The organism is Pseudoduganella rivuli (assembly GCF_009674485.1).
In the GTDB taxonomy this organism is placed as follows: domain Bacteria; phylum Pseudomonadota; class Gammaproteobacteria; order Burkholderiales; family Burkholderiaceae_D; genus Rugamonas; species Rugamonas rivuli_B.
Window position 1 is genome coordinate 1 of the sequence record NZ_WKJJ01000039.1, and the last position, 12,382, is coordinate 12,382.

The window sequence follows — 12,382 nt, forward strand, 5'->3', positions numbered from 1 at the left end:
ACTCACCCGTTCGCCACTCGCCGCCAGGCCGAAGCCCGCGCTGCCGTTCGACTTGCATGTGTAAAGCATGCCGCCAGCGTTCAATCTGAGCCAGGATCAAACTCTTCAGTTCAATCTCTGTTTTTCCGATATTGCTATCGGAGGTCACTCACTCAAAATACTGACGAATTCTCCGAAGAGAATTACGTTTAATTTTGTGCGAGTGTTAAATAATAATTTGAGCATCAGCGATTTACATCGCCGGGCCGATCTCATCTAACACCCACACTTATCGACTGTTTATTTTTAAAGAAGGCTGCTTACTTTCGTATTCGACGAAGCGTTTTGTTCGTCAGCAGCAGAGAAGCGAGATTATCTAGTGTTTCGTGATTCTCGTCAACCCCTTGCTTCGCTACGCTGTTTCGTTGATCTGTCGCAGCGCTGCGGGGACAGAACTATAGCAAGCCGCATTCCCATAGGCAAGCACTATTTCAGGTTCGTGTAAGGAGCTGGCATCAGGATTGCTATTAAGTGCTTAGCGACCTCGGCCTCCAGCCCTGGCGCAACACTTGTACTGCGACAGTTGCTCCATCCTGGTACAGGTGTCACATTTTGGTACAGCCGCACGCCGCGACAGACGGCCCATCAAGGAATCGGAGACATGTACACGCAACCCGCACGGACCGCCGCCCCCGATATGGGCGGCATCATCACCACCTCCCATGAACGCTCGCTGGCCTATGGCCTGTGCCCGGACAGTTGCGCGGACTACGGTCCCATCGCGCGCAATGACTTGTCGCTGCTGATCGAGCAAAACCGCATGCTCCATGCACACGCGCTGCCCGCGATGGAAACGCTGTACCAGCAAATCATCAATACCCATAACATGGTGCTGCTGACGGATGCCCATGGGGTGATCCTGCATTCGCTGGGCGACGCGGACTTCCTGGAAAAGGCCAACCGGGTCGCACTGCAACCCGGCGTGGCGTGGTCGGAAGAGAGTAAAGGCACCAATGCGATCGGCACCGCCATCGCGGAACGGGCCCCGGCGCTGGTGCACGCGGACCAGCACTATTTAAATGCCAACCACTTCCTGACCTGCTCCGCGGCCCCGATCACCGATCACCTGGGCAACGTGGTCGGCGTACTGGATGTCTCCGGCGACCAGCGCAGCTACCACCAGCACACCATGGCGCTGGTGCGGATGTCGGCGCTGATGATCGAAAACCAGTTGTTTTCCGCCACCTTCGAAGATGCGATCACGATCCACTTCCATACACGGCCCGAGTTCGTCGGCACCTTAATGGAAGGGATTGCATCGTTCACGCCGGGCGGCCGCTTCCTGTCCGCTAACCGCAATGGCTTGTTCCAGCTGGGCCTCACGTATTCGGCGCTGCAAACCCATACCTTCAGTTCACTGTTTGGTTTGCCCGTCTCCGCGCTGTTCGACCACTACCGCACGGCGGCGCCGGGATTGCTGGACATGTGCATGCACAACGGCGTCCGGGTGCACGGCCGCGCGCAACTGCGACTGGCCAGCAACCAGTTCCAGCACGTGCTGGCCCTCCCTCAGGAACAGGCCACCGCGCGTCCACAGGCGGCATCCAACCTGGCCGCCAACGCGGCCCGCAAATTGTCCGGCCTGCGCTATCTGCGCACCGGCGACGCGCAACTGGAACTGGTGCTCGATAAAGTCACCCGCGTCCTGGGCAAGGACATCCCCATCATGATCATGGGCGAAACAGGCACCGGCAAGGAATTGCTGGCCCAGGCCATCCACAATGATTCGCCCCGCGCGGCGGGTCCTTTCGTGGCCGTCAATTGCGCATCGATCCCGGAAACACTGATTGAATCGGAATTGTTCGGCTATGAAGACGGCGCCTTCACGGGCGCGCGCAAGAAAGGCGCGTCAGGCCGCATCCTGCAAGCCAATGGCGGCACCTTGTTCCTTGATGAAATCGGCGACATGCCATTCAGCTTGCAGGCGCGCCTGTTGCGCGTGCTGCAGGAACGCATGGTGACGCCGCTCGGCAGCGGCAAATCCATTCCCGTCAATGTGGAAGTCATTTGCGCCACCAACCACAATCTGCGCGAACGCATCGCCCAGGGCTTGTTCCGCGAAGATTTGTATTACCGCCTGAACGGCCTGGTGGTGAAATTGCCGCCGCTGCGCGAACGCACGGACCTGGAAACGGTCGTCAAGAAAATCCTCGCCATCGAATCCGACAACGGCCGTTACGAAGTGTCACAGGAAATCCTGGACCTGTTCCACCGCCATCGCTGGCCCGGCAATTTCCGTCAACTGACGAATTTGCTGCGCACCGCCATCGTCATGGCCGGCGATGAACAGGAAATCTGCCTGCGCCATATGCCGGACGATTTCATGGACGATATCGCCGCCAATACGGCTGCGCTGCCGCCGCCAGCCGGCGCCATGGCTACCGGTGATGACGCTTCGGCCCCTGCGATTGCCTTTGACCGCACCACCACGTCCGGCGCCCGCCTCGATGAAATGGAATACACGGCGATCCAGAAAGCGCTGCAGGCACACGGCGGTAACATTTCGGCGGCAGCCCGTGCGCTGGGCGTATCGCGCAATACGATCTACCGCAAAATGCCGCACCTGAAATAAGTAGTCACAATCCTGTCACTCCAAACCCGGCGGAGCGGCGCACCTCGCCCCGTCGGTCCACCGTCAACACATCGATGCCGGGCAGCCGCGCCGCCAGTGCGTGCGCCTGTTTCGCGCCCATCACCATGAATGCCGTCGCCAGGCCATCGGCCAGCAACCCCAGCGGCGCCAACACGGTGACGCGCGCCAGCTCGTCCACCATGTCCCCGGACACGGGATGCACAATGCCACCCGCCCCCGGCGCCCCGCAGTCCGATGTCGCCATGCAACGGTCACGCAATGGCACCGCGCCCAGCGAAACGCCATGCACGTCCGGCAAGCGGGCCATCCATTGCAAGCCGCCGTCACCGCCGGCGGCCACACTGCCCGTATCGATCATCGCGTCATGGATGCCGTGCCGGCGCAACGCCGACAACGCCATGTCCGCCGCATATCCCTGCGCCAGTCCATCCAGCGTCAACTCCATGCCCGCCAGCGGGAAACGCACCTGTTCCCGGTTGAATGCCAGGCGCCGCCAGCCCACCAGCCCGCGCGCGGCATCGATGGCATGCCGCTCGGGCAGCGCGCCCCACCGCATGGCCTCGGCATAGGTGCGCAACAGCGGTTGCACCGTCACGTCAAATGCGCCGCCAGTCAATTGCGACAACGCACACGCTTGCGACAGCATCGCCAGCAACCGCGGCTGCGGCTGGGCCAGCACGCCATCGCGGTTCAGCTGACAGGTCGCGCTGTCGCCACCGGCCAAGGTGGTCAACTGCTCGATACCGAGCGCCGCGCACAGCGCGGCGGCAATCGCCACTTGCGCACGCATCTCGTCGGCATGCAACACCGTGACGGACAGTTCCGAGCCAAAGACACGCGCACTACCGCGATGCAAGGTCCGCGGCGCCACCTTTTCCCGGCCTATGCCGGACAGTACGCCGATAGCGGCGGACAGGAATGCTTGCCGTTCCATCATCCACCTCCCAGCCTCGTCATCGTCAAGCCCCGTGCGCGTTTGCGGCCATGCTGATCTGCCGAAGCAGCCAGATCGGTTTCCGCGCATTGGGAACAATCCCCGCCGCAGTCCCCCGCGTCACGCTGCGCCGCAGACGGCAACACGCGCAGGCTGCGGTTCAAGTACAGCCATGCCATCAGCAAGACCAGCAAGCAGGCAAAGGCCGCGATGGCGCCCAGCCGCACGGCGTCAGCAGCGCTTTCCGTACGCTGTGCCATGGCCGCGCCAGCGGTGGCAGACATGCTGCCGGCAACCGCGGCGCCAGCCACCGACGCCGGTGCGGACGACGCGGCAATATCACGAGCGCTGGCCCATGCTTCCGGTGCGCGCCACAGGTTCCAGGCGCCGGCAGCCTCGCTGCGCGCCGCGGCGGCGGCCGCATTGACGGCAATCCCAGCATTGGCCACGATCACCACCAGGGCCACGCCAGGCAGCCAGCCGCGCGACCAGTGCATCGGCCTGCGCACCCGCAGCAGCAACCCGGCAGCAACAGCAATCCCCAGCGCCAGCACAGTCCACTCCACCAACGACTCCACCAGCGATTCATGCAAGGCGATCATGGCCATGTCTCCTTACACGATCAGAAGAAGATGATGCCGCCCAGCGAGGCGCCATTCATCTTCGCTTCGCCGCCGCTGAATGCCTTGGAACGCGACTGGCCCACTTCGCCCACCAGCGTGATCGCGCTGTTCAGCGAGTAGTAGGCGCCCAGGGTCAGATTGGCATTCTGCTTCAGGCCGCCCGTACCCACTGCGTTATCGCTGTTGCGGCTGACGCCATAGCCCAGGCCCAGCTTCATCTTGTCCGTCGCCTTGTACGTGCCCTGTACAAAGTAATTGCGGCCCCGGACGTCGCCCTGGTCCGCATCGGACAGGATGCCGATGGCTTTGCCGCCCTGCACATTGGCCAGCATGCCGAACGGACCATCGGCATACGATACGCCCAGCTCCAGTGCCGACATCGTCAAATCGCGGCTGCCGGCGGCCAGCGCTTCAAACTTTTGCGTCTTCGCGCCCAGCCACACCTTGGCGCCGCTGCCGCTCCAGCTCAATTGCGCCTGCACTTGTGGCGCCGTACCGGCACTGTATTTGGAAGCGGCGATCACCGGCGTATCCGCCACCGGGCTGACCAGCGCCACATCGATACCGATACCGGCGGACTTCGGCGCGCTGTAGGCAATCTGCCCGTAGTAACCCATGTAGCTATAGCCCGCGCCGATATGGCCCAGGGTCACGCGGCCACGCTGCGTGGCCTGCACCGGCAAGCCAGCGCCCAGCAGCGTCATGTCGCCGAGGATGGCGTTGGAACCGAAGATGCCAAGATCGCGGCCCAGTTTCACCGTGCCCATGTCGTTGTTACCAAACGTGAAGTACGCCTGGCGCACGTCGACCGTGCTATTTTGCGCCACCGCACTGTCGGTGGCGGTGGCGCTGTAAATGGCCACCACGGCTTTCACGTCATAACCGCCCAGGTTCGAGCCTGCCGACGCCACCAGTCCGTTCGGCAGCAAGCCATTGCCAACGGTGCTGCGGTCTTTCTTGCCACCGCAACCCAGGCCGCGGTCCGCCAGCGCCAGCCCGCCCACCGCAGTGCCAGTGCACGACACTTGCGTGTAATACGCGTTGACGATGCCGCCCACGCCCACGGTCCAATCACCGGCCTTGAAATCGACAGCGCTTGCATGCTGCGTGCTCAACGCTGCGGCTACGGCAATCACACTCCCCATGGCATTCTTGTTCATTACGGTCTCCTGTATTTTTCGGTTGGACATCCAAAGCGATGCACTACCTATAGGGCAAATTGCGTGCCCGATTGATACAGGGGGAAGCGCCGCGACGGCTTGCATCAACTGCGCCGCATTGGATCAATCGGCATGACCCGCACCGTCACGGCTGTTCCATTTCCTTACAATGCCTTGGCCAGTTGTTCGAGGATGGCCGGGTTCTCCAGCGTCGACACATCCTGCGTGACAGACTCGCCTTTCGCCAGCACGCGCAACAGGCGGCGCATGATTTTTCCGGAGCGTGTCTTCGGCAAGTTGTCGCCAAAGCGGATTTCCTTCGGCTTGGCGATCGGCCCGATTTCCTTGGCGACCCACGTGCGCAATTCCGCCGCCAGGGCCCTGGCCGCGTCACCTTCCGGGCGGGCCTGCTTCAGCACGACGAATGCGCAAATCGACTCGCCCGTGGTGGCGTCAGGCTTGCCTACCACGGCCGCTTCCGCCACCAGTGGATGCGCCACCAGCGCTGATTCGATTTCCATCGTGCCCATGCGGTGGCCTGAGACATTCAGCACGTCGTCGATGCGGCCCGTGATCGTGAAATAACCCGTATCCTTGTTGCGGATCGCACCGTCGCCGGCCAGGTAATAGCCGCCCAGCTCTTCCGGGAAGTAGCTGGCGCGGAAACGCGCCGCGTCGTTCCAGATGGTGCGGATCATCGATGGCCACGGACGCTTCACCACCAGGATGCCGCCCTGCCCGTTCGGCACGTCCTGCCCCGCCTCATCGACAATCGCCGCCATGATGCCCGGCAGCGGCAATGTGCACGATCCCGGCACCATCGGCGTGGCGCCCGGCAGCGGCGTGATCATGTGGCCGCCCGTTTCCGTTTGCCAGAACGTGTCGATGATGGGGCAGCGCTCCTGGCCCACATTGCGGTAGTACCACAGCCACGCTTCCGGATTGATCGGTTCGCCGACAGAGCCCAGCAGGCGCAGCGACGACAAGTCGTAATTCTTCGGATGCACCTGCGCATCGGTTTCGCACGCCTTGATCAGCGAGCGGATGGCAGTCGGCGCCGTATAGAAAATACTGACCTTGTGCTTTTCGATGGTTTCCCAGAAGCGGCCCGCATCCGGCCACGTCGGCACGCCTTCGAAGATCACCTGCGTGGCGCCCGCCACGGTGGGGCCGTACGTGATGTAGCTGTGGCCCGTGACCCAGCCGATATCGGCCGTGCACCAGTACACATCGTCCGGCTTGATATCGAACGTCCACTGCATGGTCAGCGCAGTCCACAGCAGGTAGCCGCCGGACGCATGCTGCACGCCCTTCGGTTTGCCGGTGGAGCCGGACGTATACAGGATGAACAGCGGATGTTCCGCTTCCACCCATTCCGGCTCGCAAACGTCGCTCTGCCCTTCCATCAAGTCGTGCAGCCAGATATCGCGCGGCGATACATGCGTCACGCCGCCGCCCGTGCGCTGGTACACGATCACGTTACGGACAGAGTCGCAGCCGCCCAGCGCCAGCGCTTCATCGACGATGGACTTCAGCGGCAGCCGCTTGCCCCCCCGCAGCTGTTCATCCGCCGTGATGACGGCCACAGCGCCCGCATCGACGATGCGCTCGTGCAGCGCCCGCGCGGAAAAGCCGCCAAACACCACCGAATGCGTGGCGCCGATGCGTGCGCACGCCTGCATGGCCACCACCGCTTCAATCGACATCGACATGTACAGCACGACCCTGTCGCCCTTGCCGATGCCGAGCGAGCGCAAGCCGTTCGCCATCCTGCACACTTTCGCATGCAGTTCCTGGTACGTGACCCGCGTGACCGCGCCATCGTCCGCTTCGAAGATGATGGCAGTCTTGCCGCCATTGCCCTTTTCCAGATTGCGGTCCAGGCAGTTGTATGACACGTTCAATTTGCCGTCATCGAACCATTTGAAGAACGGCGCATTGCTTTCATCGAGCACGCGCGTGAATGGAACGTGCCACGACAGGTTTTCGCGCGCCAGCTTGCCCCAGTAACCTTCGTAATCGCGTTCGGCGAACGCGCACAGCGCTTCGTAGGAGGCCATGTCAGGGATTGCCGCATTGGCCGAGAAAGAGGATGGCGGCAGGAATGTGGTTTGCATGTGAGTTCTTTCAAAAAAAAGGCGGCCGAAGCCGCCCAAAAGGATGCACAGAAGAAAAGGGGAAATCGTTACTTCATCAGCTTGAATACCCAGACGCTGCCGCCCTGCTCGAGGAAGTTGACTTTCTTCGCCACTTCGCCGCCCCACAGCGGCACAGCACCGCCCCAGCCCGATACCACGGCCACATATTGCGTATCGCCTTCCTGCCACGTTACAGGTGGGGCCACCACGCCGGAACCGGTCTGGAATTGCCACAGTTCCTTGCCGGTCTTCGCATCGACGGCTTTCAGGTAACCTTCCGGCGTGCCATAGAACACCAGGCCGCCGCCCGTCGTCATCACGCCACCCCACAGTGGAGCCGTGTTCTTGATTTCCCATGCGATCTTGCCGGTCTTCGGATCGATCGCGCGCAGTGCGCCGATATAATCGTCAAACAGCGGCTTGATGGTAAAGCCCGCGCCCAGGTATGCGCCGCCTTTCTTGTACGAGATCGGCTCGTTCCAGATATCCATGCCCCATTCGTTGGCCGGCACATAGAACAGCTTCGTTTGCGGGCTGTACGCCATCGGCATCTGGTTTTTCGCGCCAAGGAAGGCCGGCGCCGCGAACACGGTCTTGCCTTTCTTGCCTTCTTCGCCCTTGGTTGGATCACCCGGACGGCCATCCGGCGTGAAGTTCGGACGGCCGGTCTTCAGGTCGATGCCGGTGGCCCACGTGATTTTCTTCACGAACGGGAAGGCGTTGTGCAGCTTGCCCGTCTGCGCGTCGTTGACGTAGAAGAAGCCGTTACGGTCAGCCTTGCCGCCATAACGTTTGCCATCCATTTCAAACGTGACGAATTCATTGGCGCCGTCGAAGTCCCACGCATCGTTCGGCGTGTTCTGGTAACTCCACTTGATCTGGCCCGTTTCCACATCCACGGCCACCGTGGACGACGAATACAGGTTGTCGCCGGGACGCAGGTGGCTGTTCCATGGCGCGGGGTTGCCGGTGCCGAAGTACGCCAGGCCGGTGGATGGGTCGTAGGTGCCGCCCATCCACGTCGATGCGCCGCCCGTCTTCCACAATTCGCCCGGCCACGATTTATTGACGGTGCCGGAAACGCCGTTGTCGATCGCGTTGCCGTCCTTGTCGTAACGGTGGCCCATGTGGCCTTCCACCGTCGGGCGCGACCACACCAGTTCACCGGTGCGCGGATTGCGCGCTTCGATACGGCCCACGATGCCGAATTCGCCGCCCGACACGCCCGTCAACAGCAAGCCTTTGGCGATCAGCGGCGCGGCGGACATCGAATAGCCGGCAGCATAGTCATCGACCTTTTCCTTCCACACGATCTTGCCCGTGTCCTGGTCCAGCGCCACCAGCTGCGCATCCAGCGTGCCGAAGATGACGAGGTTGTCGAACAGCGCTGCGCCGCGGTTGATCACGTCGCAGCACGGCATGATGCCATCCGGCAGGCGGTGTTCATACTTCCACAGCTTGGCGCCGGTTTTCAAATCCAGCGCATAGATCCGCGAATACGACGCGGTGACGAACATCTTGCCGTTGTGGATGACCGGCTGCGATTCCTGCCCCCGCTGCTTTTCGCCGCCGAACGAGAACGACCACGCCGGCACCAGCTTGCCGACGGTTTTGGTATTGATTTGCGACAGCGGCGAATAACGCTGCCCCGGCGACCCCATGCCGAACGACAGCACGCCCGACGTGTCCTGTACAGGCTTTTCCAGCATCGCCTGCGTGACGGCTCCCCCCGCCCATACGCTGCTGGTCAATGCTGCGCATGCCGACGCGATTAACAACCCCATGATCTTTTTTTGCACGATAGTCTCCGTTTATGGTCTTAGTCCCAATTCACTGCATTCCTGGTCCGTGAACAAGCGCGAGCGCGTCAAGAACCGATGGCCCGAACCGTTATCGAGTGAAAACATGCCGCCATTGCCCGGCACCACGTCGATAATCAGTTGCGTGTGTTCCCAGTATTCGTACTGCTCCATGCCGATATAAAACGGCGCGCCACCAAGGTTGCCGAGGTAGATATCCGTGTCGCTGAGGTTGAACTCCCCGACCTGGTAGCACATCGGCGTACTGCCGTCGCAGCAACCACCGGACTGGAAAAACATGATCGGCCCATAGCGGTGGCGCAGGCCAGCAATCATTTCCAGCGCGGCGTCAGTGGCGATAACTCTTGCGACGGCAGTTTTCATCATTTGCCCTTAGAAGAAGCCCAGCGCATTCGGGTTGTAGCTGACCAGCAGGTTCTTGGTCTGCTGGTAGTGTTCCAGCATCATCTTGTGGTTTTCACGGCCGATGCCCGATTGCTTGTACCCGCCGAATGCCGCATGGGCTGGATACAGGTGGTAGCAGTTGGTCCACACGCGCCCAGCCTGGATGCCGCGGCCGATGCGGAAGGCGCGCGCGCCGTCGCGGGTCCAGACACCGGCGCCCAGGCCATACAGCGTGTCGTTGGCGATGCGCAGCGCATCTTCCTCATCCTTGAAGGTGGTCACCGACACCACCGGGCCAAAGATCTCTTCCTGGAAGATGCGCATCTTGTTGTGGCCCTTGAATACGGTCGGCTGCACGTAATAGCCGCCTTCCAGGTCACCGTTCTGGATCGTGCGCACGCCGCCGGCCAGCAATTCCGCACCTTCCTGCTTGCCGATATCCATGTACGACAGGATTTTTTCCAGCTGCTCTTGCGACGCCTGGGCGCCGATCATGGTGGAAGCGTCCAGCGGGTTGCCCTGCTTGATGGCGGCCACGCGTTTCAGCGCGCGCTCGATGAAGGCGTCGTATATCGATTCCTGGATCAGCACGCGCGATGGGCAGGTGCACACTTCGCCCTGGTTCAGCGCGAACATGGCGAAGCCTTCCAGGCACTTGTCGAAGAACGCATCGTCCGCGTCCATCACGTCTTCAAAGAAGATGTTGGGCGACTTGCCGCCCAGTTCCAGCGTGACAGGAATCAGGTTTTGCGCGGCGTATTGCATGATCAGGCGGCCGGTGCCCGTTTCACCGGTAAATGCGATCTTGGCGATGCGCTTGGACGATGCCAGCGGCTTGCCCGCTTCCAGGCCAAAACCGTTGACGACATTGAGCACGCCTGGCGGCAGCAGGTCGGCGATCAGTTCCACCAGCACCATGATCGATGCCGGGGTTTGCTCGGCAGGTTTCAGCACCACGCAGTTGCCGGCGGCCAGCGCAGGCGCCAGCTTCCACACCGCCATCAGGATCGGGAAGTTCCACGGGATGATCTGGCCCACGACGCCCAGCGGCTCGTGGAAGTGGTACGCATAGGTGTTGGCGTCGATCTGTGCGACGGAACCTTCCTGCGCGCGGATGCAGCCGGCGAAATAGCGGAAGTGGTCAATCGCCAGCGGGATGTCGGCAGCCGTGGTCTCGCGGATTGGTTTGCCGTTGTCGATGGTTTCAGCAATCGCCAGCACCGACAGGTTTTGCTCCATACGGTCGGCAATCTTGTTCAGGATGTTGGCGCGTTCCGTTTGCGACGTCTTGGCCCACGCATCCTTGGCGGCATGCGCCGCATCGAGGGCGATTTCTACGTCTTCCGCCGTCGAGCGGGCGATTTCGCAGAATGGCTTGCCGGTGATCGGCGTCAGGTTGGCGAAGTACTCGCCTTTTACTGGCGGGAGGAATTTGCCGCCGATAAAGTTGTCGTAGCGTTGTTTGTACGGATTGGCGACGCCCAGTTTGGTGATGTCCGCGAGATTCATGTCATCCTCTTTCTTCAGTAAATGTGGTGGAGATTCGGGCCGTTCCTTGCGGGGACGGTGGCGTTGAGCACACTCCCTGTTTCGCAAACACCGTGCCAGCCTGTTTTGTGGGGATTTAAGCCATTGGGCTGTTGCTTGTTGTGCCAGAACGGAACAGGTCTGCTCCACCTGTTCCGCTCAACCTGTTCAGCGGATTGCCACACCCCAGGGCAATTCACCGACCGCGATATCCGTCGTCTTGCGGGCGGCGGCCGTATCGATGACGGACACGCTGTTGGAACGCCCGTTGGCCACGTACAGCTTGCTGCCGTCCGGCGTGATGGCCATATTCCAGGGGCGTTTACCGACAGCGATGGTGGCGCTGACCTGGTTGGTGGCGGTATCGATCTGCATCACGCTGCCATCGATGCCGTTCGACACGTACACCTTGGCGCCGCCGGGATGGACGGCAATGCCGTTGGCGTTGCGTCCGGCCGGGATTTTTGCAATGGCGGCGCCGCTGGCCGTATCCACGACATACACGGCGTTCACCAGTTCGCACGCGATATAGGCGCGGCTGCCATCGGGCAGGAAACCGATGCCGCGCGGGCGCAAGCCCACCGCCACGGCGCCCGTCTGGCGGCGCTGCGCCACGTCGATGACGTCCACCTGCTCTGCTTCTTCCGCGCTGACGTACAGCCAGCGGCTGTCCGGGCTGAATACCGCGTGTTCCGGATTTTTGCCCTGTACCGGGATATCCGCCAGGCGCAGGCCCGTGCGCGCATCGACCAGGGTGACGCTGTTGCCCTCCTCCACCGCCACTGCCGCGTAGCGGCCATCGGGCGACACGCTGACGCCTTCCGGCGAACTGCCCAGCGCCAGCGTGCGGGTGGCGCCGCCCGCGCCGCCTGAGGTGTCCAGCATCAGCAGCGCGTTGCTGCCCGCATCGGTGACAAACAGCCGGTTGCCCACGGTGTCATACGCAATGCCACGGGGACGTTTGCCTGCGGGCAGGCTGCGCACGACGGTATCGGTGCCGGTATCGAGCACGCTGACGGAGCCGGATTTCTCGTTCGGCACATACGCCAGCGGCGCGGCGATGGCGGACGAAGACAGGGTGGTGACTGCGTACGCTGCGCACACTATGTATGCCGCGCGCAGGCAATAAGGGGTTTTCATGGTGGTCTCCTGGTGTTGGGCTGC

Annotated in this window: 9 protein-coding genes and 1 rRNA gene; 1 reads left to right on the plus strand and 9 read right to left on the minus strand. The window is 62.0% G+C overall.

Going from position 1 to position 12,382, the window contains the following annotated elements; all coding sequences use genetic code 11:
* A 16S ribosomal RNA gene (locus GJ700_RS33750) occupies positions 1 to 112 on the minus strand; the annotation flags it as partial.
* Positions 113 to 640: 528 nt separating this feature from the next.
* Between GJ700_RS33750 and GJ700_RS33755 the strand changes: the two genes are divergently transcribed.
* Positions 641 to 2,611, plus strand: a complete 1,971-nt coding sequence (locus tag GJ700_RS33755) for a sigma-54-dependent Fis family transcriptional regulator (protein ID WP_229507395.1) — start codon at positions 641 to 643, stop codon at positions 2,609 to 2,611.
* A gap of 4 nt (positions 2,612 to 2,615) precedes the next feature.
* Here the strand turns inward: GJ700_RS33755 and GJ700_RS33760 are convergent, their stop codons facing one another.
* The 8 genes from GJ700_RS33760 to GJ700_RS33795 form a co-directional block, all read right to left on the minus strand.
* Positions 2,616 to 3,569 (minus strand): FAD:protein FMN transferase, encoded by a 954-nt coding sequence (locus tag GJ700_RS33760; protein WP_195764100.1) that lies wholly within the window; start codon positions 3,567 to 3,569, stop codon positions 2,616 to 2,618.
* Positions 3,566 to 4,168, minus strand: a complete 603-nt coding sequence (locus tag GJ700_RS33765) for a hypothetical protein (protein ID WP_154382444.1) — start codon at positions 4,166 to 4,168, stop codon at positions 3,566 to 3,568. Before GJ700_RS33765 ends, GJ700_RS33760 begins: the two co-directional genes overlap by 4 nt.
* 20 nt (positions 4,169 to 4,188) lie before the next feature.
* On the minus strand, positions 4,189 to 5,349 hold the full coding sequence (locus GJ700_RS33770; protein WP_229507396.1) for a porin family protein: 1,161 nt from the start codon (positions 5,347 to 5,349) through the stop codon (positions 4,189 to 4,191).
* Between the two features lie 164 nt (positions 5,350 to 5,513).
* Complete coding sequence (gene acs / locus GJ700_RS33775) at positions 5,514 to 7,466, minus strand: acetate--CoA ligase (RefSeq protein ID WP_154382446.1); 1,953 nt, start codon at positions 7,464 to 7,466, stop codon at positions 5,514 to 5,516.
* A gap of 68 nt (positions 7,467 to 7,534) precedes the next feature.
* Positions 7,535 to 9,271 carry a PQQ-dependent methanol/ethanol family dehydrogenase gene (locus tag GJ700_RS33780; RefSeq protein ID WP_154382496.1) on the minus strand — a complete coding sequence of 579 codons (1,737 nt, stop codon included), beginning with the start codon at positions 9,269 to 9,271 and terminating at the stop codon, positions 7,535 to 7,537.
* A 27-nt stretch (positions 9,272 to 9,298) separates the two neighbouring features.
* Positions 9,299 to 9,670, minus strand: coding sequence for a DUF779 domain-containing protein (locus GJ700_RS33785; protein WP_154382498.1), 372 nt, complete (start codon positions 9,668 to 9,670; stop codon positions 9,299 to 9,301).
* A 9-nt stretch (positions 9,671 to 9,679) separates the two neighbouring features.
* Positions 9,680 to 11,200 carry an aldehyde dehydrogenase gene (gene adh, locus GJ700_RS33790; protein WP_154382448.1) on the minus strand — a complete coding sequence of 507 codons (1,521 nt, stop codon included), beginning with the start codon at positions 11,198 to 11,200 and terminating at the stop codon, positions 9,680 to 9,682.
* Positions 11,201 to 11,386: 186 nt separating this feature from the next.
* A complete protein-coding gene (locus tag GJ700_RS33795) occupies positions 11,387 to 12,358 on the minus strand; it encodes a beta-propeller fold lactonase family protein (protein WP_154382450.1) in 972 nt (323 codons plus the stop codon).
* Between the last annotated feature and the right edge of the window lie 24 nt (positions 12,359 to 12,382).

Coding starts and splice junctions, on each gene's coding strand:
- GJ700_RS33760 (WP_195764100.1), bottom strand. CDS start 3,569: ATGATGGAACGGCAAGCATTCCTGTCCGCCGCTATCGGCGTACTGTCC.
- adh (WP_154382448.1), bottom strand. CDS start 11,200: ATGAATCTCGCGGACATCACCAAACTGGGCGTCGCCAATCCGTACAAA.
- GJ700_RS33770 (WP_229507396.1), bottom strand. CDS start 5,349: ATGAACAAGAATGCCATGGGGAGTGTGATTGCCGTAGCCGCAGCGTTG.
- GJ700_RS33755 (WP_229507395.1), top strand. CDS start 641: ATGTACACGCAACCCGCACGGACCGCCGCCCCCGATATGGGCGGCATC.
- GJ700_RS33785 (WP_154382498.1), bottom strand. CDS start 9,670: ATGAAAACTGCCGTCGCAAGAGTTATCGCCACTGACGCCGCGCTGGAA.
- GJ700_RS33780 (WP_154382496.1), bottom strand. CDS start 9,271: ATGGGGTTGTTAATCGCGTCGGCATGCGCAGCATTGACCAGCAGCGTA.
- GJ700_RS33795 (WP_154382450.1), bottom strand. CDS start 12,358: ATGAAAACCCCTTATTGCCTGCGCGCGGCATACATAGTGTGCGCAGCG.
- GJ700_RS33765 (WP_154382444.1), bottom strand. CDS start 4,168: ATGATCGCCTTGCATGAATCGCTGGTGGAGTCGTTGGTGGAGTGGACT.
- acs (WP_154382446.1), bottom strand. CDS start 7,466: ATGCAAACCACATTCCTGCCGCCATCCTCTTTCTCGGCCAATGCGGCA.